This is a genomic window from Flavobacterium magnum (assembly GCF_003055625.1).
GTDB classification, from domain to species: Bacteria; Bacteroidota; Bacteroidia; order Flavobacteriales; family Flavobacteriaceae; genus Flavobacterium; species Flavobacterium magnum.
The window spans coordinates 1,304,739-1,327,034 of the sequence record NZ_CP028811.1; the positions used below are offsets into that span (position 1 = coordinate 1,304,739).

Annotated in this window: 8 protein-coding genes; 1 reads left to right on the forward strand and 7 read right to left on the reverse strand. The window is 50.7% G+C overall.

Annotated elements, in window-relative coordinates:
- Positions 1-5 precede the first annotated feature (5 nt).
- Complete coding sequence (locus tag HYN48_RS05420; protein ID WP_108370156.1) at positions 6-1,373, forward strand: NADH-quinone oxidoreductase subunit N; 1,368 nt, start codon at positions 6-8, stop codon at positions 1,371-1,373.
- A gap of 441 nt (positions 1,374-1,814) precedes the next feature.
- Here HYN48_RS05420 and HYN48_RS05425 read toward each other — a convergent pair whose 3' ends face one another.
- The 7 genes from HYN48_RS05425 to HYN48_RS05455 all read right to left on the reverse strand — a co-directional run bounded on the left by HYN48_RS05425 (position 1,815) and on the right by HYN48_RS05455 (position 22,257).
- Positions 1,815-8,777 (reverse strand): T9SS type B sorting domain-containing protein, encoded by a 6,963-nt coding sequence (locus tag HYN48_RS05425; RefSeq protein ID WP_108370157.1) that lies wholly within the window; start codon positions 8,775-8,777, stop codon positions 1,815-1,817.
- A gap of 193 nt (positions 8,778-8,970) precedes the next feature.
- The gene (locus HYN48_RS05430; RefSeq protein ID WP_108370158.1) at positions 8,971-14,256 is read right to left on the reverse strand and encodes a DUF7619 domain-containing protein; all 5,286 of its coding nucleotides are present in this window, start codon (positions 14,254-14,256) and stop codon (positions 8,971-8,973) included.
- Between the two features lie 65 nt (positions 14,257-14,321).
- Positions 14,322-15,530 carry a BaiN/RdsA family NAD(P)/FAD-dependent oxidoreductase gene (locus tag HYN48_RS05435; RefSeq protein WP_108370159.1) on the reverse strand — a complete coding sequence of 403 codons (1,209 nt, stop codon included), beginning with the start codon at positions 15,528-15,530 and terminating at the stop codon, positions 14,322-14,324.
- On the reverse strand, positions 15,527-16,207 hold the full coding sequence (locus HYN48_RS05440) for a glycerophosphodiester phosphodiesterase (protein ID WP_245945990.1): 681 nt from the start codon (positions 16,205-16,207) through the stop codon (positions 15,527-15,529). Before HYN48_RS05440 ends, HYN48_RS05435 begins: the two co-directional genes overlap by 4 nt.
- 23 nt (positions 16,208-16,230) lie before the next feature.
- Positions 16,231-17,889, reverse strand: coding sequence for an alpha-amylase family glycosyl hydrolase (locus tag HYN48_RS05445; RefSeq protein ID WP_108370160.1), 1,659 nt, complete (start codon positions 17,887-17,889; stop codon positions 16,231-16,233).
- Complete coding sequence (locus HYN48_RS05450; protein ID WP_108370161.1) at positions 17,886-20,321, reverse strand: glycoside hydrolase family 31 protein; 2,436 nt, start codon at positions 20,319-20,321, stop codon at positions 17,886-17,888. Before HYN48_RS05450 ends, HYN48_RS05445 begins: the two co-directional genes overlap by 4 nt.
- A gap of 106 nt (positions 20,322-20,427) precedes the next feature.
- On the reverse strand, positions 20,428-22,257 hold the full coding sequence (locus HYN48_RS05455; protein ID WP_108373393.1) for a glycoside hydrolase family 13 protein: 1,830 nt from the start codon (positions 22,255-22,257) through the stop codon (positions 20,428-20,430).
- Positions 22,258-22,296: the final 39 nt, after the last annotated feature.

Consider the following 22,296-nt stretch of genomic DNA (forward strand, 5'->3'; position numbering starts at 1 on the left):
TAACAATGAACTTATTAATAGCTATAACGGGATTAGGTGTCTTATGCCTGATGTTTGAAATCTTCAACCTGAGGAAAGCGCTCGTGCCGTTGGTCATTCTCGGGCTGCTGGGTGCCTTGGCGTTGGACATTTCCGAATACGATGCCATCATCACGTCAAACAACAACATGGTTACCGTAAATAATTTTTCGGTGGCATTTTCAGGGCTGTTCATCATCCTCACTATTTTCCTCGTGGCCTTAAGCCATAATTTTTATGAGAACCACCAAACCAAGATTTCCGACTACATCGCGATAAAGGTTTTTATGCTCGCGGGTTGTGTGGCACTGGTGTCATTCCAGAACCTTGCCATGTTTTTTCTTGGAATAGAGGTATTGTCGATTTCGCTCTACATTCTTGCAGCGAGCAACAGGCTGAATTTAAAAAGTAATGAAGCAGGGATGAAATATTTCCTCATGGGATCTTTTGCTTCCGGCATATTGCTGTTCGGGATTTGCCTGATTTATGGGGCAATCGGCTCGTTTGACATGGCAACAATCCAGGAAGCCGGAATGTCGGCCGCCGTGGAAGAATGGTTTTACATCGGGATTATACTTGTAAGTATCGGGTTGTTGTTTAAGATTGCAGCGGTGCCATTCCACTTCTGGGCGCCGGATGTGTACCAGGGTGCACCGGCACTGACTACAGCGACGATGAGTACCATCGGTAAAGTCACCGCCATGGCCGCATTTTTTAAGCTGGCTACTGTAATGAACGTAAATCTTCCTGAAGCGCAGAGCGTCATTGTGGTGGTTTCGATGCTGTCAATGACTGTGGGTAATATAATGGCATTAAGGCAGGCCAACGTAAAGCGTATGCTCGCTTTCTCCGGCGTTTCCCATGCGGGATTCCTGCTGATGACCCTTCTAGGAAACGAAAACCCTCCTGCGACCTTGTTGTATTATTCTGCCGCCTATGCATTGGCCGGGATCGCGGCATTCAGTGTGATCCTGTACGTTTGCAAAAACCGTGAAAACGAGGATATCGTCAACTTCAACGGATTAGGGAAATCAAATCCGTTATTGGCTGCTATCCTGACCGGAGCGCTGCTGTCAATGGCCGGGATTCCGGTATTCGCCGGGTTTTTTGCAAAGCTAATGCTTTTCGGACAGGTCATCAGCGCCGGGCATATCGCGTTAGTGATCGTAGCCGTCGTAAACTCCATTATCAGCGTCGGATATTACTTTAAGCTGATTCTTGCCATGTACACCAAAGAAGCGAACGAAGAGCGTCCCGGGACACCGGTGCTGCTTTACGCTACGGCAATTATATCTTTGTCACTGAATATTGCAATGGGGCTGTTTCCGTCCGTGGTGCTTGATTTGCTTGCGTAGCGATAAAAAAAATACAATGTAACCCGTCAGATTTTGGCGGGTTTTTTGTTGGTAATTGTTACAGTGTCGGACGGCTTCGTACAGGACAAATTTTAAATCCTTTTGCCTTATCCCGGTTTCGGCAGTCTTAAAGGTGATTTATCGCTTGGTCCTCAAGGCCGCCAAAGACTTTCTTAACAGTAACTTTTGTCCTGATAAAAAGAAAATAGCAGGTTACGTATCGCGTAATAACGCACGGTAAGATGTTTATACTTGTCGTCGACCTCAATGTCATCTAATATCAACCTCTCTATCAGGGAATCGAGTGCTGTGTTTTTCTACATGTCTTTTGGCTTATTTTTTTGTTGCGCGCCGTCATCCCCGAAATTTTCTGTACAGGCTAAAAAAAATTCCCAAATTCCAATTGGTGTGGAATCTGGGATTTTCTGTGGTTTGTAATCATTACCTGTTAAGATAAACCCACCCGCTTTTTGTAGTTCCATCCACCATTTCAGCAACATAGAAATACGTACCATCAGGGAGCTGTTCTCCACGGTCGTCGTCGCCGTTCCAGGTGTTGTTGTAGTGGTTGAATGAATTCACCTTGGTACCCCAACGGTTAAAAAGTTCGAGTTTCAGGATATCACAACCCACGACCTTGAAAGTATCGTTCCTGCCGTCATTATTCGGGGAGAAACCTTTAGGAAGCAGACAGCCCCCAACGAGTGTGACCGTTTTCGTAAATTCACAGCCGTTGGCATCGCGCACACTCACCGTGTGTTCACCGGCGAGGATATTACGGATTGTGTTGTCTGATCCATAGGCGCCGCCGTCAACCGCATATTGATAAGGCCCTGTTCCGTTGGTCACGCCTTCTATGCGTACGCTTCCGGTGGCCGAATCGCCCTGTGGATTGATGATTGTAATATCCATGTCCTCTGGTGAGGGGTTGATTGTAATGTCCATCGCGATACTCGGGCCGCAGTTGTTTTGCGGCGTAAAGGTGTACGTTCCACTGCCACTAATCGAAGCGGGATTCCACGTGCCTTCAATGCCATTGTCCGATGTGGGCGGCAGTTCGGGGATAAAGCCCGAACAGTAAGGACCCATCGGTGCAAATACCGCCGCCTCAGTAGGCACTACGTTGACAAACATTGTCGTGCCCAACGCGCACTGGCCGGGATCGGGTGTAAAGGTGTACAATGTCGTCTGTGCCGTATTGATTACGGGCGGACTCCAGGTGCCCGTGATACCGCCTGGAGAAGTCAATGGCAATGCGGGCGGCGTACTCCCTATACAAACCGCGGGAATAGGGTCGAAATAAGGTAAGGTTTTCGGATTGACCGTCAGTTCAACGGCTGTGATATCGGCACATTGGCCTGCATCGGGCACAAATACGTAAATCGCACTCAGCATGTTGTTGACGGTCTGCGGAAACCATGCGCCAACAATTCCGTTCAGCGATACGGTAGGAAGTACCGGTGCCGCATCGCCTTCACAGATTGGCGCTAAAGGATCAAACACAGGCAGCGTAAGGGGCAACACCGAAATAGTCATGGTGAAGCCCGTACCGCATTGTCCGGGGTCGGGTGTAAATACGTAAGCCGCCGGGCCGGTATTCAGGATATTGATTGCGGGCGGGTTCCACGTACCCGAGATTCCGTTTGTGGAAACCGTCGGCAAAACAGGTGGCGTAGTGCCTACACATACCGGCGGAATTTGCGTGAATGTTGTCGTGAGGGCCGGATTTACCGTTATTGCGGTCGTTACCGGTGAGGCGCATTCCCCGGCATTCGGCGTAAAGACATACGTGCCGGAAAGCTGGTTGTCCACGGTTGAAGGGCTCCATGTTCCATTGACACCGTTGTCGGAAAGACTTGGTAAAACAGGCGCTGTACCTCCGGCGCATATCGTCGTAGGGAAACTGAATACTGCGGTTCCCGGCGTTACCGTTACTGCAATCGTTACCGGCACTGAGCATAAACCGCCATTGTCAAACGGCGTAAATGTATAATTTCCGCTTGTCGTATTGCTGATCACCGACGGCATCCAGGATCCGGAAATTCCGTTGTTAGAGACAGTCGGCAGCGCTGGAGCCGGAGTACCCGCGCAAAAAGGAGCAATAGGATCAAACGCAGGCACAGTCACAGGATTGACGTTGATAGTGATAGACACGGTTGCGTAACACGCATTGCCGTTTGGCGTAAAGGTATAAGTCCCCGACGAGGTGTTGCTCACGACAGCGGGATTCCAGTCGCCTGAAATGCCGTTATTCGACACAGCAGGCAGCACCGGTGCCGTAGCGCCTGAGCAAAATGCCGGTATCGCATCAAATTCAGGAACTACAGATGGCGCTACGGTTACAGTAATCGTAACGGGTAAACCGCATTGGCCGGCATCCGGTGTGAAGGTGTACACGCCATCATTCAGGTTGTCAATTACGGCCGGAGTCCATGTTCCGGTGATGCCGTTGTTAGAGATTGACGGGAGCGCGGGAGGGACTGAACCCGAACATATTGTAACGATCGGATCGAATAGTGACGGCACCGAATTTCCTACCGTAACAGCAATCGTGACCGGCCCGGAATCACATTGGCCGGAATCCGGTGTAAATATGTAGCTGCCATTGGCATTGGTGTCAATGACAGACGGAGTCCAACTGCCCGTAATGCCGTTATCCGATACACCCGGCAAAAGCGGCGCAACACTTCCGGTACACAACGCAGTCGGAAAGCTGAACACCGCATCAACCGAAGTATTCACTGTTTGTGTTAAAGTCGTTGTAGTAGCGCACTGGCCCACGTCGGGCGTAAATGTGTAGGTGGCCGAGGTGGTATTGTCGATGACAGCCGGATTCCACGATCCGGTTATTCCGTTCTCAGACACCGCCGGGAGCAGAGTAACGGCCTGATTGGGACAAATGGGGGACAAGCTATTGAAAATTGGCGTAACCGGTGTGTTCACAACAACGTCTAAAGTGGCCACATTGGCACATTGTCCCGGATATGGTGTAAACGTATAAGTTCCGGATGCGGTATTGTCGACAGCTGCAGGACTCCAAATCCCCGCTACACCCTCGTTGGAATCCGACGGCAGGACCGGAGCGGTATCACCCACACAAATTGGTGCGATCGGATTGAACGTTGGTGTCAGGTAGGGAAGCAGTGTAATCTGCAGCGTAACTACCAGTCCACACTGTCCCGGATCCGGAGTAAATACATACGTATTGGTTGTTGTATTGTCGACCACCGCCGGGTTCCAGGTTCCGGTATATCCTTCAAGCGACGTCGTTGGAAGGACAGGAGGTGTGTCTCCGAGACATAGGGTGTTGTTGAGCGCGAATGTGGTCGTGCTTAGCGGATTCACATCGACGGTTATTTGCACCATCTCAGCGCAGATGCCGGCATCGGGGGTAAAAGTATACGATCCTGACACCATGTTATCAACCACCGCAGGACTCCATGTTCCGGTAATGCCGTTCGTGGAAACTAAAGGAAGCAGGGGCGCGGGCTGCCCTTCGCAAATTGGTGCGATTGGGTCAAATAATGGGGTGATTACCGGGTTGACGGAAATGTCTATGGTGATGGGGACGGCACATTCGCCTGGATTCGGGGTGAAAGTGTAGGTTCCTGAAACCGTATTGCTGACCGTTGCAGGCGACCACGTGCCTGAGATGCCGTTATTTGAAACCAAAGGCAAAGAAGGTGCGGGTGATCCGAAACAAACCGGCGCGATGGCATTGAAATCAGGTGTCAGTATCGGACTCACATTAATCTGAACGCTGAGCGGCGTCGCGCATTGGCCCGAATCGGGAGTAAATACATACGTGCCGTCAGTAGTATTGTCAACCGTTGCGGGATTCCAGGATCCCGTGATGCCCTCATTTGAGACGCCAGGAAGCATTGGCGCACTTTCGCCGACGCAAATCTGGGTATCGACGCTAAACGACGGGGTGATGATAGGGGTCACTACAATCGTAAGTTGTCTATCCAAAGTACATACATTTCCGGGGTCTGGCGTAAAAGTGTACGTCGTGGTGGACGTGTTGTTCACGGTGGCGGGGCTCCATGTCCCATTTACTCCATTATTCGATGTCAGTGGAAGAACCGGCGCGGTATCTCCCGCGCAGATTGCCGGAATCGGATCAAACTGGGGAACAATTGTCGGATTGACGATAATGTCCAACGTCGTTGGTACAGCACACTCTCCTGGGCTAGGTGTAAAAGTATAGGTCGCCGAACTGTCAGCATCGACAACTGCGGGACTCCACGTACCTGAAATACCATTGTTGGAAACCAACGGCAGGGCAGGTACAACGTTACCCGAGCACAACGGCCCGATCGGGTCAAAATCCGGCGTCATTATCGGACTAACCTCAATAAATACCGAGGTAACCAAAGCACACTGTCCGGGATCGGGCGTAAATACATAAGTGCCGCTGGTCGTGTTGTCAACCGTCGCAGGGGCCCAGCTTCCGGTAATTCCCTCATCTGAAATATTGGACAGCGACGGAGGCGTTTGACCGACACAAATTTGGGTGTCGATGGCAAATGTAGGCGTAGTATTTTCATTAACCACGACGGTCAGTTGCGCAGTTAACGTACAAATATTTCCCGCGTCCGGTGTAAAAGTATAAGTGGCCGTTGCCGTGTTGTTTACGACGCCGGGATTCCAGGTTCCTGTGATGCCGTTGTTTGAAACAAGCGGTAAAACGGGCGCAATGGCGTTCTCGCAAATCGGGGCAATTGGGTCGAACAACGGCGTGATGACCGGATGTACCGTGATGCTTAAGGTAGTTGGCGTGGCGCATTCCCCGGGATTCGGAGTAAAAGTGTAGGTGCCGGAAACCGTGTTGTCTATCACAGCCGGATTCCATGTTCCTGAAATGTTATTGTTGGAAACCGAAGGCAATACCGGTGCCGCATCACCTGCGCACAAATCAGCCACAGGATTGAACGACGGCACCAAAATCGGATTCACTTCGATAGTTATCGTCGTGACGGTTGCACATTGCCCTGCATCGGGAGTAAACACATAAGTACCGGTAGCCATGTTGTCAACAACTGCAGGATTCCATGTACCCGTGATCAGGTTGTTGGATACGTTTGGCAAAAGTGGCGCGATATCTCCTGCACAGATTTGCGTATCAATCGTAAATGTTGGATCGATGTTGTCTTGCACCGTAACGGTAATCTGCGCTGTCAAGGCGCATTGTCCCGCGTCCGGTGTAAAAGTATAAGTGGCCGTTGCCGTGTTGCTTACGACGGCCGGGTTCCAGGTTCCTGTGATGCCGTTCGTCGAGGTCGTTGGTAAGACGGGTGCTATATCGCCTTCACAGATTGGGGCAGGCGGTACAAAAGCGGGAATCAGATTGTCCTGAACCGTAACGGTCAGCGTAGCCTGAAGCGCACATTCACCGGAATCCGGTGTAAAAGTGTACGTTCCAGTTGCCGTATTGCTAATCGTGGCGGGGTTCCAAGATCCGGAAACGCCATTATTGGACACGGCAGGGAGCAACGGAACCAGCCCGCCCGAACAAATCGGTGGTATCGGGTCGAACGCAGGTGTCAATATCGGATTGACCGTCACTGTAACAGTTACCGGTTCGGCGCAGGGTCCGGCAACGTCAGGCGTAAACGTGTAAGTGCCCGTAGCCATGTTGTCAACCACAGCAGGATTCCAGGTACCGTTGATGCCGTTGTTTGAAGTGGCGGGTAGAACCGGCGCGGCATCGCCTGCGCAAATCGGGTCAACAGGATCAAAAAGCGGCGTCTCGTTCGGGATAACTTGGATTTGTAATGTCTCCACTGTGCCGCATTGTCCGGGGTTCGGAGTGAACGTATAGGTGGTCGTGACGGTATTGTTCACGACGGCCGGACTCCAGGTTCCTGTGAGGCCGTTCAGCGAAGTGGAAGGTAGTGCCGGTGGTGCCGCGTTCTCGCAGATGGGCGGAATAGGATTGAATGTCGGGACGGTATTAGGGGTTATGGTCACGGGTAGTGTAAATGGCGGTGCGCACTGCCCGGGGTTCGGCGTAAACACATACGAGCCTGAAACCATGTTGTTAATTACGGCAGGACTCCACGTGCCTGTGATGCCATTGGTTGAAGCTGCCGGAAGCGCCGGGCTTGGCAATCCTTCGCAGACCGGGGGCAGCGGGTCAAAAGTTGGATTGATTGTCGTTACGGTGATCGTGCGGACTAACGGTACGGCGCACTGTCCTGCGTTAGGGGTAAAGGTATAATTGCCTCCCACCTGGTTGTTGATAACCGGAGGATTCCATGTCCCAACGATGCCATTATTAGACAACGCGGGCAGGGCCGGCGCAGGTTCATTATAACAAATTACGGAAGGGACTGAAAAAGTGGGCGTCACATTATTCACCACAAAAATCGTAAGGCTTAACGTTTCTGCGCACTGTCCCGCATTCGGTGTAAAGGTGTATGTTCCTGTGGCTGTGTTGCTTACCGTTGCAGGACTCCACGTACCTGTGATGCCGTTTGTGGACGAGGTGGATAAAATAGGGGCAATGCCGTTGCGGCAGATGGCAGGGACGATGGCGTCAAAAGACGGTACGACCTGGTCCTCGACGGCAACAACCGGTGTCTGCTGCGCGGCGGAAGTGACGCCGCAACTGTCGGTGATGGTAAGCGAATATACCCCGGAATGGCTCAGTTGGGCCAATATCACCGGATTCTGCTGGGCTGAGGTATAACCGTTGGGGCCGGTCCAGTTGTACGTGTAGGGCGGCGTTCCGCCTGAGGGATTCGCGGTTAATTGAAGGCTGCTGTTTTCGCAAATTGTCGTGGCCGATACGGACGGACTTGCCGTCGGATTGGAAACGGTGAACGATGCCCTGAAATTCTGACCTGAATTGCTGATAAATCGCGTGGTTTCACAACCGGACGCGGTTACATCTGAGCCATCAAAACTGTAAAACACCTCCAGCGTATAATTCCCCGGTGTAAGGCCGGTAAGGAAATTGACATTCAGGCCGTAATCTTTCCATTTCTGGTCGTTTGCAGCGCACGGACCCAGGCCGTCATTGAAGATGCTCGTCACGGTGTTGCATTCAAAAACCTGTGCTAACGGAATCGTATTAAAAGTGCCTGACGGCAATCCCGCAGGATAAACACGCCACTGGAGGGTTACGGAACACACATTAGAGGAGGCGGTTTTCCAGGTTTTTACTTCGCCCGCGGTAATGGCTGCGCAGCCCGAATTCTGGCTGAATACGCCCAGCGCAACGCCATCAAAGAATGAAGCGCCGGGGTCCGGGTTAATGAGCTGGATGGGCTGGGATCCGGAGATGTTGTAGATCGTATTGTTGATCCTTATCCCGCTGGCGAAGCATTCAAAATTTTGGCTGTAGCCTGAAAACGCGATACACAATAAGATTAAGAGCAGGCAGTAATTTTTTTTCATTGCTGTCAATTTTGGGAATAAAAAACAGTTTTTGTTTGGATTTTGGCTTTGAAATCAGCTGTTAAAGTTATTTCTTTTTTGAGTAAGGCACTAATTTTTTTGATGAATGGCACATATATCGGGTCAGTGATGTTTCAGTCGGACTTTTATAAAAAAGCCGGCTCGAGTAAACGGCCGGCTTGGTTTTAATGAACTATCGGATGACTAATTTTTTTACCTGTTTCAGATGGTTTTCAGTGACAATTTCGACCATGTAAACGCCCTTGGCCAACTGCGAAATATCGAGTTCCGCTTCCCGTGAATTAACCGTGACCTGCCTGAAAATCGATTTGCCCAACATATCAAAGATACTGACAGCAGCAATATTTTCCGACGTATTGGCAAGGATTATCCGGACGTACTGATCGGCCGGATTTGGAAATAGCAACACATCCGACTCAGAAATTTGCCCGATGCCCAGCGGTATTTCAAAAATGGTGTTGGCAATGTTGGTCACAATCGGCGGATTGGTGTCAAAATGAATCTCCGCAACATTCGGGATTGCATCGCCCGCCTCGAATCCAGGCAGCGGCTTAACCCTGAAAATAACGTATCCATGACTCAGCTCCTCATTCTGGAAAACAGACGGCAATTGAATATAATCAAAATACCAAACCAACTTATTGTCGACGCGTTGCATCACATAATTATGGCTCGCATCTACCATCCGGATGCTCGCAGGATCCAGCTGCGGATCCAATAAATCCTCGATCCGTATGTTAAGCGCGTTGTAAGTGCCCGTGTTTTGGAACCTTATGGTATAGTAGAGGTAATCGTCAGCCGTAAATTGGTTGATATTGACTTTGCCGCCATGTGCTTCCTGCTTGTCGTTCGGGTCGTATGATCCCACGACAACCTGGGTGTTGGTGAAGAGGTTGTCATTGCTGTTGATGTCGCCCGCCTGGGCCGTAATTACCGCTGACGTAGTCAACAGGTCGCCAAGGTGCACCGCCGGGATGTTCGGCACATGCAGCGTCACGTCAAACGTACGTGTTTCCTGAGGCAGCAGGTTGCTGAAGCTATAGTCGAAGCCGTCATCAGTAGCCGTCGTTCCGGACTGACTTACAGCCACGATACTTGTTGGGGCTGCGCGGTTAAAGGTTATCGTCCCGGAGCAGGCAGTCATACCCAGGTTGGTGTAAACGACCTTGTTCACATAGTCAAACCCCGGGCGCGGGCTGTTCACAGGAACTATTGATACCGATGCGTTGGTGTACGGTTGCAGGATACTGATTGGGAAAAACAATTCGGTCGTGCCACTTCCCACGGGGATGTTGACATCGTTGAATGCGGTTGTACCGGCAGTAAAATATGTTTGATACTCCGGATCTACCGTATAACTGAAATCGTAAGTGTCTGCCGGATTCGGGTTGTAGACCGTGTACACGCCAACCGGCGTTGAAATGTGACTGACCTCACCGGCATTGTTGAGTTGGGAAGAAAACGAGCCGTGTGTGAATGGAATTTCGGTGTCGTCCTTGATTCCATTATTATTGGCGTCGATAAATGCCGTAAGTCTTAGCTTGTCATGACATTCGGGTGGGCCCGATGCAAAACTTCCGGCCTGAATGAATACGGCTGAATCGAATTGCGAATCGCCCCTGTCAGCGATAACGAGCTTGATATGGTACGGATGGTTCGGCTCAATAGCTGATGCGGCTGTCATCACGTGGGTCTGCCCGTTGAAATTAATGGCTGAGAATAGCTCGTTGCCCAGATCTGCAGAGAACAGGTGATCAAAAAACTCCGGGTTTACTGAACTGCACTGGAGGTTGTAGGCATTGTCCCGAATCGTGATGACCGAAATCGGCGTACTGCCATCGGGTAGGACCGCCAGGTTCTTGGTGGTACCGGTGACCAAATCGGTCAGGAGGAACGCGAAAGAGTCGGAGAAATTACATTGATAGGTTCCATATTCTTCTGAAGCAAAAAGGAAATTGAAACTCATGTATGCCGTGGGTGTCGTGAAATCGAACTCGAGTACCGACGCATTCCGTGACCCGACATCCATATTGACTGCTGTTTCCAATTGGAAATCACCGGCCCATGAAGTGCTGCCATCGCTGAGTGTTGTAAGGTTGTGGCCTCCCGCATGAACGGCATCACCGGTACTCAGGACCACTCCGTTCGTGAAAGGAAAGAAATTATTGCTTTCGAAATTCGTGAAATAGCCAATGCCATTGACCGATCCAAAATTATTTCCGCTCGACGACGAGACATTGCTGATGTCGACGCAGGGGTTGTTAATCAAAACGTTGGATACCAGCTGCTCATTCGTGTATTGTGCAGTCGTCACCGTAATAGGGACGGTCGTTTTCCTGATGCAGAGGTCGAAAGTCGCGTTCACAGGCACATCGGAATAGCTCCATATCCTGACATAGTACGTTTGTCCCACGATCAGGTTTTCAGCGATGCTCGCATGGGGCCTGCTGCAATACAACGGCGTCAGGTTGTCGCAATCCCCGTTATACAAGGAATGCACCAGGTCGCTGTACCCCGCTATATTATCAATCGAAATGGCCATGTTGGTATCGACTGCCACGAACTTAAACCAAATATCATCATCGGGAGTGCCAACACAGGTAGTCGACTGCGCCGAAGCCGAAGCGCCGGCTATCGAGCCGTGGGTTGCGTTTGAACAGGTACTGTCACCGGTAGGTACCAGTATAGCGGTATTGCACTCGTCATTGGTTACCGGTTCGGGCGTTGTAATCCTGATTTTGAATGGCCCGGACTGCGCATCCGGCCAATTGGTGAATACGCTGATTTTGTAATAATTCCCGATGGTAAGATTGTTGGCGACACTGGCATTCAGCGTGCTGCAATACAGTTGCGTCAGCGACCCGCAATCGTCGCCGCTGTAAAGCGAATGGGAGAGATCCTGTCCCACAGGCGAATCCAGTAAGAAATCATCCATCATGATGAGGTGCGTGGTGGCAGTGGCCTGAAAACTAAACCAGATGTCGTCATCAAAATTCCCGCACACCATCGAAGGATATGGAAGCGAAGCGGTACCTCCTTTGGTATTGCCCTCGGCAAACAACATGCCGTCAATGCCTGGGTTGACCGGAACTATGGTGGCATTGCTACATTCATCATTCAAGGGTTTGGTGGTGAAAGCCTTGGGCGCGGTAAGGGGCCACGTGCTGATTTCAGTTTCTGAGCAAATTGCCCTTACGTAATAGATGTATTTGGTTTGCGGCTCCAGCCCGGTCAGTAGGTACGGATTGCTGTCGGCGATATGATAAGCGCCTGTTCCCGTGACGGGATTGTCATTTACCGGTGCAGGTCCGCCTTCAGGGACCACGTACACTTCCCACTGTGTCGCCGTTCCATTCTCAGTCCATGCCAACATTGCTGAAGTCTGCGTCATGGCATCACTGTTTACGGTCAGTGCCGATGGTTTCGGGCAAGCGGCCGGGTTGCAATTGGCAATGCTGCTGTACAATACATCCAACGGATTGCCCTGGCCGGGTAATTTCGTAAAGATGGTATCGTCATAAGGATTTTGTATGGATACCCCGATTTCCGACGGAGCAGTCCCGCCCTCGCTCCAATACAAATCAAAAGGGACGCCGTTGCACAGCGCGGCCGCTACCGAAGTCGAGGCGCCATTAATTGAATTCCCGATCGTCTTGATGACGATGCCATTCTGCCTTATCTGCATTCTGCCATCATTCCAACCGTTTGCACCGGTATCGGTCATTGTGAACACATAGTTGCATTTGTCTGCCGGGTCACAGGTCACGGTATTGAAAACGTATGGTCCGGCCCATTTGCTTTTTAGGTCGGCGGAACAAACGGTCCTGATGTAGTACAAATAAATCGTTGCTACAGACAGTGTCCCCGTGTCCAGTGTCAGTGGCGAATAAATCGTCGTAGGGATGAGCAGTCCGCCGCCCGATAAATCAGGATTGGCCGCCGGGGGCGTCGCCGGAACCTGTCCGGAAAGGCTCGGTAAAAGCAGCACTTCCCATGCCGTATCGGCAGGCGTGCCCTTTTGCCACGAAAGTGTTGCGTTGCTGGTGGTAATCGACGACACTGATAAGGACAGCGGCTTAATACATATCGGCAAGGTGTTGAAGCTTGCCGCTGACCAGCCGGAACTTAAAGGCGTACAATTCGACCGGATAAATACCGTATATGCGGTATCATCGTCCAGATCGCTTAAAGTGTAGGAATTTGTCGTCACATTTGCATATGTCGGGACGGTATCCACGGTCGGTATGGGATCTCCGGGTGCAGCGAGGTAAATATCCCAGGAAGTTATGGCAGGCGAAACCCAGGCGACGTTGGCACTGTTGGTGGTGAGCCCGTTTACGGAAACAGATTCAGGCGCTAAATCGCATTGCGGCGCGCTGCAGTCGACCACACCTGAATATAAGATGGTGTTTACGGAGCCGACCCCGGCTGGTTTCGAAAAAATCTTTTGCCCGAAAGAATTCAGGATGTCAATCATCTTGTTTCCGGGTGTCGTATTGGCAACGCTCCAGAACAGGTCAAAAGGAACACCGTTACAAAGAGGAACAGTTACATCCACAGGACCCTGTCCTGTGACAAAGGTTGAACCCAGTGTGGCCAGTACAATACCATTCTGCCGCACCTGCATGCGTGTCGATCCCCAGCCGCTGGCCGTGGTCTTCAGCCGGAAAGTATAATTGCACGTATTTGTTGCGTCGCACATCTGGGTGTTGAAGGCGAAAGGTCCGGCCCAATCGGTAAAGATTCCGGAATTCTCTGCACATTCTGACCGTACCCAGAATTGATAGGGTGTAACAGGCTCAAGTCCTGAAACCGTCACCGAGTCCGTATTGCTGGTATATTGCCCCGGCCCTGTAGGAATACTGCTTCCCAACGGCTGTACGGCAATTTGGTAAGACGGAAAAAACGCATTGCTCCATGAAAGTGTGGCCTGTGTTCCCGTAATTTCCGAAGCCGATAATGCAAACGGACGTGGGCCACACATACGCTGCTGCACGATCAGCGTGTAGTTGATTTCCGGTGTCACCCCACTCGACGAAATCACGATAATGTAGGTTTGCCCCGCGATGGCATTCAGTGTAAGTGAACGCGTCGAGGAGCTGCTGTTGGCTAAGCCGGCCACACAAGCCGTACCCACTGACGCACAATTTGTATAAACAAAGATGCCGGAGTTGAGGCTGGAAGCGGTCAAAGAGAGGGTAAGATCTCCATCGACCACTGACGTATAGCTGTAAAAAACCTCACTGCCGGCGAGATAATTCGTCGTAGCGGGCAGCGCACCACAGGATGTCCCCTGGGGCAAATCGAAGTCGTCGCCGTAATTGCCGGTGTACCCGCTTACCTGATAAGGCAACGAAGGAATGGCGATGGGGTTGTCACAGGTGTTTCCGGTTTGGGAAAATGCGTTTGCGATAAAAATCAAAAAGGCACAAACGCTGAGGTGTAGTTGTGTTTTCATGTTTTTGGATTTCAGGCAAATATAAGTCTTTTGCCCCCTCGAAAACACTGGTTCATGCAATAAAATCAGATGCTGTTGGCCACAATAGCGCCGGCGGTCCAGGCGTTCTGGAAATTAAAGCCTCCGGTGATGGCGTCTATATTTACGATCTCACCGGCAAAAAAAAGGTTCTGGTGCAGTTTGCTTTCCATCGTCCTGAAATTGATCTCGCGCAGGTCAACCCCTCCTGCTGTTACGAACTCCTCCTTGAACGTGCTTTTGCCGTCGACCCTAAACGCACTTTGTGTAAGCAATGCAGCCAGGTCCTGAAGTTGGGTTTTGGACAGGTCGGCCCATTTGGTTTCGGTGCCGACTCCTGCTGCCAGCACCAGGCTTTCCCACAGGCGGTTCGGGAAATCAAAAGGCGATTTTTTAGAGACCGATTTTCTCGCATGTTCCTGTTTGAGTCCGCGAAGCTGCGTATCCGCTTCAGCCAGGCTGACGTCGTTGAGCCAGTTCACTTCAATCGTGAAACGGTAATTTTTTTCGGCAAGGATTCTGGCGCCCCAGGCCGAAAGTTTGAGGATTGCCGGGCCACTCAAACCCCAATGGGTAATCAGTACCGGTCCGGACGAATCGAGTTTGGTGTCTTTTACCTTAACCGAAGCCATGGCCGAGACGCCGGGTAGTTTTGAAATCCGTTCGTCTTTGATGTTGAATGTAAACAGTGAAGGCACCGGACTCACCACCGAATGCCCGATCCCTTCAAGCATTTCCCAAATTTTCGGGTTGCTTCCTGAAGCCATGACGAGTTTTTCACACAGGAAATGCTGTTGCCTGGTTTCGATTTTCCAGTAGTCACCACTTTTCATGATGTGGCTTACACTTTCGCCTGTAAGCACCTTTATGCCCAGCGCGGCGGCTGTTTTAAGGAAACAGTCGATAATCGTCTGCGATGAATCGGTCACGGGAAACATGCGCCCGTCCTCTTCGGTCTTCAGGGTGACACCATGCGACTCAAACCAGGCTACCGTATCGCCGGACGCAAACTGGTGGAACGGTCCCCGCAGTTCCTTTTCACCGCGCGGATAAAATTTAACGAGTTCCCTGGGATCAAAGCAGGCATGGGTGACATTGCAGCGACCACCGCCCGAGATACGGACCTTAGTAAGCACTTCCTGACCGCGCTCGAGTATGGCCACCTTCAGCAGCGGATTCTTTTCCGCAATATTGATGGCGGTGAAAAATCCTCCGGCGCCGCCCCCTACAATGATGATGTCGAATTCCTGGTTCATATGCGGTCGGGAAAATCGGTGATGATGGCGTCGACGCCGAATGACTTCATTTTTTCAATGTCCTGCGGTTCGTTGACCGTCCATGCAAAAACCCTGAAATCCTGCTGCAGCATTTTGGTATTGTCATGGTCGAGCAGGTGGAAATGTGGGTGAATCATTTCCGCACGGATGGTTTTGGCGAAAGCCGCAGCCAATGCCAGATCGGTCTCGGTCAGAACGCCTAGAGGGATTTCCGGGTGCAGTGTCCGCACCTTTTGCAACGCCGGCCAGTCAAATGACGAAATCAGGAATTGGGAGAAGGACCGGCCTTCGGCGACATATTTTTCAATCAAGCGTAATACAGGTTCAGCCGCTTCGCCCGTTTTCAATTCAATGTTTACGAGGCTGGGATCATTGACCAAATCCACTACTTCTGAAAGCAATGGAACCTGGTGCCCACCTTCAATCCTCATTTTTTTCAATTGCGATGAGGTCATTTCCGCGACAATACCATGTTGCCCCGTAACGCGGTCTGTCGTGTGATCGTGAATCACGACGATTTCACCGTCAGCCGAAAGGTGCACGTCAAGCTCCACGCCGTCACAGCCCAGGGCAATCGCTTTCTCAAAAGACGCGATCGTGTTCTCAGGCAGGAAGCCTTTGGCGCCGCGATGTCCGATTTTGAGGATTTTGCTCACTAAGGAATGGTATTTGCGCGAAATTAAATCTTTTCGAGCAAAACAATACCGGATTGACTGTCAATTATTACTTTGCCTTTCGACACGGTGGCTTTCTTGCCGGAGTAAGCGTCGCGTACCGGAGTACCATCCTTAAAAATCTTACCAACAGGAATTTGCTTTTTCCCTGTCTTGAGGCTCAAGCCGATGACCACCGCATCGTGGAATTGTCCGTTCGAATAAAGCCTGCTGAAGACATACGGTGCCGATGAAATTTTCGCGTGCGTCCCCGCTCCGACAGCGGGATGGTTTTTCCTGAATCGCCCGATTTTCTGCCAATGCGCCAGTAATTTCTGTGTGTCAGGATTGGTCTTGATGTCATCCCAGTTCATGAAAGAGCGTAGTGTAGCATCGCCCTGAGTCCCCTCAACGACCAGCGAACGCCCGGTTTCATCACCGTAATACGTTTGCGAGATCCCTAGCGAAAGCAGTAACCTGACTGCACTGTCGTATGTTTTTTCACGTTTGGCATCAAAGGGTGCGCCATCATCATGTGAGGAAATGTAGTTCAGTACGCTCAAGCCTTTGAGCTCACCATTCAGTTTCTCTGAATATTTTGAGAAAAGCGCTTCATAGTCCAATTGTGCGGCGTTCCACTTGAATTCAAAATTGATCATGTTGTTGAAACCGTGCTCAAAATAGTTCACCTTCCTGTCGCCAAAATCAAACCATTTGCCACCGCTGATGCCGTAATTGTACACTTCGGCAATGGTGTAGAACTTATTGTCATCAAGCACCTTTCCGGGGTTGTTCTTTTTCCAGAGCGCAAAAGCGTACTCGCATTGTATTTTGAAATCGGTCCAGACTGCTTCATCGGTGTGTTTTACTGTGTCCGCGCGGTAGCCGTCAATCCCGAACTCCGCCACATAATCCGTCAGCCACTTGATGATATAATTTCTTGGTGTGCGTTTGTAACCAGTCCTTTTGAAAAACGCGTCGAGCGATTGCATTTCGCTTTCATAACGCCCTTCATCTTTCCACTTTTCAGCCAGGAAATCCGGGATGGTGACTTCTTCCGTGCTTTCTGTTTTCACATCGGGAAGGTTTTTGACCAATGTACATTCGGTGGTGCCTGCAAAGGTTTTATAATCGCATTGGGGTCCGGTACGCACCCAGCCTTCAGGCCACACGGTATCGATATCAGTGACCGGCCCGGTGTGGTTGATCACCGCGTCAAGCAAAATACGGATGCCGTGCGCATGCGCTTTCCCGACAAGTTCAGCCAAATCTTTTTTAGTCCCGAAATTGGGGTCGAGCGCGGTCCAGTCGCGCGTCCAATAGCCATGAAAACCATAGCTCAGCCCTGTCCCTTCATCGACGCCGTCGTGTATTTGCTCTACAATTGGCGTAAACCAGATTGCGTTGATACCGAGTTTATCAAAGTAGCCTTCATCGATTTTCTGTATGATGCCGCGCAGGTCGCCGCCTTCAAAACCGCGCAGTTTCCCGGTTTTCTTATTTCTATTAAAGTAGACATCCTTTGCCGGGTTTCCATCGCAGAAGCGGTCTGTCATCAGGAAATAGAGGTTGGCGCCTTCCCATACAAAAGGCGCGCTGTTTTTTGGTTGATTTACGGTATTTCTTTTCTGTGCGGTCGCGACGCTCACGGCGAGGACCAGGGTCATGGCAAAAATCATTTTCATGGCATTTCGAATTTTACGATTGCGGGTTGTCCCGCGGTGATGGTGACAGGTACGATGCGGTAGTTGCCTGAACCGCTGTCAGGTACGGGCTGCCCGTTCGAAAAAGTCTGGACAGGCATATTGATGTTGCGCGATGGGTTGTGGAAGTACACCTCATAGCTCTTGGCAGTTTTATTGTATGTTTTTCCGAACTCTTCCGTGATGGTTATGGTTACTGTTTTACCGTCGTACGCCGCATGGAACTTCATAAGCTCGTACTGCCCCTTTTCAAAGGCATCCGCGGTTTTCCCATCGTCCAGATATAACAATCCATCGCTCGAAGCCACGGTCGGGTCAAAGAAATAATGGAGTTGCAGCTTGTCCTGATCATAAGCCTCGGTGTGTTGGACCACCCGACTCATCGGAACAAATGCGCCACCCCGCACAAATACCGGGATGTGATCCATGGTTACGGGAATGTCTATCGATTGGCCGCCTTCGAAGTAGCCGCCTTGTGTCTCGATCGTCCTGAAACTGTCGTCAAGATCAATCCAGTTGCTCCCTTTTGGGAAATATACTTTTACCGATGGCGCGTTGCGCTGTATCACGGGTGCAACGAGGAAATCACGACCCCAAAGGTAATTGGTGCTTAGTTTCAACAATTCCTGATTGCCGGGTTCGTCGAAAAACAGTGGGCGCATTAACGGCGTGCCTTTACGATGGTTCTCAAATGAAAGGGTGTAGTTGTATGGCAACAGGCGGTAACGCATTTCGATTGCCTGTTTGGCCTGCGCTTTGGTCAACAAATCCTTGTAGACGGGTTCCGAAGCGACAAGCTCCTGCGCGTGCGGACGGAAGATGGGCTGGAACACCCCATATTGCAGCCAGCGGATGTACAGGTCGTTGTCGTTGTATTCGCCGGCAAATCCGCCAAGATCAGAGTGCATGTACCCCATACCCTGCATGCCCATTTCGAGCGCAATTTCCATCTGGCCCGAGAGTCCGTCCCAACTGCGGCTTACGTCGCCGCTCCACGGAATCATGCCATAACGCTGAGAACCGGAGTATCCGGAACGCATCAGGATGAACGGGCGCACTCCGGGAAAGTCCTTTTTATAGCCTTCGAAAACCATTTTAGCCCAGTTATGCCCGTAAATATTGTGGACTTCGTCGGCTTTTCCTTTTACGGTAAAGGCTTCGGACGGGAAAACCTCAGGTTCGCCCAAATCTCCCCATACTCCTGCGACACCTTTTTTGGCCAGCCCTTTGTAAATGTCCCAGAACCATTCACGTGCCTCAGGTTTAAAGACGTCAATCAGTCCGGTGTGTCCAAAGTAAAAATCATAAGTAAATGGTTTTCCGGACGCATCGGTCGCGAGTACTTTCTTATCGACAGCCTCCTGCCATTTTTTGGATGAGGTCAGGATGAATGGCTCGGTAATCAGGATGGTCTTGATGTTGGACTGGTTCAGGTGCTCAATCATATTTTCGGGGTAGGGGAACACCTCGCGGTCGAATTCCAGGTTGCCCATCGTGCCTTTGATTGTCTTGCCGAACCAATACAAATCAAAAATCATCGCGTCGACAGGAATGTTGTCGTCACGGAAATGCTGCGCCGTCTTTTCGGCCATTTCCTGGTCGCGGTACCCAAAACGGCTTGAGAAATTGCCGAGTGCCCAACGGGGCGGCATAGGCTGCCTTCCCGTTAATGCCGTATAACTTTCAATGAGTGTAGCCCAATTGTCAGCGGCGACGACCTGATAGGTTTTTCGTCCTGAAATGGTTTCATAAGCCAGCGTGTTGTTTTTCTGGCTGTCGAGGTCCAGGTAACCGATGGCGGCATTGTCGAAATGCACCGCGTAGATTTTTGAGGAAAATACCAACGGCATGGTAAAATTCATCAATTCGGCGCGTGCGCCATAACCGTATGACGCCCTATTGTAGAGTTGCAGGCGGTTGCCACGTCGGTTCATCCCGAGTACGCGTGCGCCACCGCCGTACAGCGCTTCGTCCTGGTCGAGGTTGAAATCGAGCATTTCCAATTGTTGTGTTTTTCCATCGCTTCCGGTTTCGGATTTTTTGGCGTAGCCGTTTTTCTCGGAAAGCAGGGATTTCCCCTTGTAGGAATAAGCAATCCGGAAAGGGGATTTCTGTATCGATACCGAAATGCCTGCTGAAACAAGGTTGATGCGGTTGCCGTTCTCCGATGCCTTCCCGATATTTTTCTGCGCGGAAAGTACCACCGCATGGGATTCAGGGTTGAAGGTTTCGCCGATGGGCAGGAAAGTCGTTTCCACCACGGACGTATTGTAGAAACGGAACCTGTATTCCCCGTCAGAGACGGTTACGATAAAAGCAGCGTCCGTTTTTTTGAAAGACCGGAACGCCCTTGCCGGCTGTGCTGAAACCGCCAGGGAAACAAAAAAGGAAATGAGCAGTAGGTTTTTTTTCATGTGTGGGTTTTTTAGCCCCCGATGGCAGCGGCATCCTTTTTCCGGCTTCTTTAGCCGGGAAAAGATACAGCGGACAGCGGGATCAGCTTCGTATCCTAGGCACGGTTTATTTCAATTCCAGGATCAGCGCGGTTTTCGCATCGACCGTCATCGGCTGACCCAGATCAAAATCTGCATCGGTCAGGACGTCTTTGCCGGTTTTGAAATTCCTGATGGCCTCGTTGAACCGCGCGGTGCCGAAGGTTTTTTGGGCGTCGCTGTTGTTGATCACGACCATCACCGATTCGGCGTCATTGTACCGGAAATACACGTAGACATTGTCCTCGGGAAGGAACTGCATCGTTTTCCCGTTGTGGATCACAGTTTTATTTTTACGCCAGTTAAATAATTTTGAAGTAAAATCGAAATATTGTTTTTGGGTTTCCGTACGGCCCGTTGCGGAAAATGCATTGTTTTCATCGCCGGTCCAGCCCCCGGGGAAATCGTGGCGGATGTCGCCGTCGCCTTTATCTTTGTTGCCTTCCATTCCAATTTCAGAGCCATAATAGAGCTGAGGAATGCCGCGAATGGTTGCAATTAATGTCATTGCCAGTTTGTATTTATTCAAATCAGGATACCAATGGCTGATGCGCTGGGTATCGTGGTTTTCAGCGAAAACAAGAATCGAATTTGGATTTGGGTAGAGGAAGTCGTTGACGAAATTTTCGTATACTTTAATAATCCCCTTATCCCACGACGGTTTGTCTTCATTAAAAACACTGCTGATGGCGTCATGCAAAGTGAAATCCATGACGGAAGGCAGGTAGGAATTATAGTTTTGAATCGCGCCGATTTTACTGTCTTTCTGCCAATACGCCATTTGTGCCTGATCGTGCATCCATACTTCACCGACAATATTGAAATAGGGATATTCGTCGGTGATGGCCTTGGTCCATTTTGAAATACCTTCCTTATCGCAGTACGAATACGTGTCGACACGGAAACCGTCGAGGTTCGCGTATTCGATCCACCAGATGGCGTTTTGGATGAGGTAATTGAGCACGAGCGGGTTCGACTGGTTCAGGTCGGGCATGGTTTTGACAAACCAGCCGTCAACGCAAAACTTCTTATCGTTTTCTGAATGGTTCGGGTCAAATTGCGTGGTCATGCGGTAGTTGCTTTGGCCATAGCCCGGGAATTGGTGGATCCAGTCGTAGGTCGGCAAATCCTTGATCATCCAATGCTCAGAACCCCAATGGTTTGTAACATAATCCAGGACGAGTTTCATATTGCGTTTGTGCAGTTCCGACGACAACTGCAGGTAATCGGCATTGGTTCCGTAACGCGGATCGATGTTGTACACATCCGATTGGGCGTAGCCATGATACGATCCCCTTGGATCGTTGTCTTCACAAAGCGGTGTATTCCACACCGTCGTGGCGCCTGTCGACTGGATGTAATCGAGATGGTCGATGATGCCTTTGATGTCGCCGCCGTGACGCCCGGAGGGATTGCTGCGGTCCGCTTTTTCGATCGTGGCCGGGGTATTGTCGTTTGCGGGATTGCCATTGGCAAAACGATCGGGCATGATTAAGTATACCACGTCTGAGGCATCGAAACCTTTTCGCAAAGCCGCATTTTTTTCCCGCGCACGCAGTTCATACTTCACTGTAAAAACGGTCTTTTTCTTTTCGGAAAATGAAAACGTAAGCGTGGTGGCCTTTGAAATGTTTTTGGTGTCGATCGTGACGAAAAGGTAATTGGGGTTGCCGGTTCTCGTCACATCGGTGATGGGGACATGATCGGAAACCGCCACCACGTACTGTCCGATACTTTCGCCGTAGAACATTAGCTGGAGCCTGGGGTTTTTCATGCCGGCATACCAGAATGGCGGCTCGGTTTTCTGCACCTGGGCCAACGCCTGGCAACAAATCAGTAGGAGAAGTAGTTTTTTCATGTTTTCGCGCATAAATAAGGACCGGAAATCCCCAGTCCT

What these genes read in the sequence shown, in the direction of transcription:
- HYN48_RS05420 (WP_108370156.1), top strand. Translation starts at nt 6, where the DNA reads ATGAACTTATTAATAGCTATAACGGGATTAGGTGTCTTATGCCTGATG.
- HYN48_RS05425 (WP_108370157.1), bottom strand. Translation starts at nt 8,777, where the DNA reads ATGAAAAAAAATTACTGCCTGCTCTTAATCTTATTGTGTATCGCGTTT.
- HYN48_RS05430 (WP_108370158.1), bottom strand. Translation starts at nt 14,256, where the DNA reads ATGAAAACACAACTACACCTCAGCGTTTGTGCCTTTTTGATTTTTATC.
- HYN48_RS05435 (WP_108370159.1), bottom strand. Translation starts at nt 15,530, where the DNA reads ATGAACCAGGAATTCGACATCATCATTGTAGGGGGCGGCGCCGGAGGA.
- HYN48_RS05445 (WP_108370160.1), bottom strand. Translation starts at nt 17,889, where the DNA reads ATGAAAATGATTTTTGCCATGACCCTGGTCCTCGCCGTGAGCGTCGCG.
- HYN48_RS05450 (WP_108370161.1), bottom strand. Translation starts at nt 20,321, where the DNA reads ATGAAAAAAAACCTACTGCTCATTTCCTTTTTTGTTTCCCTGGCGGTT.
- HYN48_RS05455 (WP_108373393.1), bottom strand. Translation starts at nt 22,257, where the DNA reads ATGAAAAAACTACTTCTCCTACTGATTTGTTGCCAGGCGTTGGCCCAG.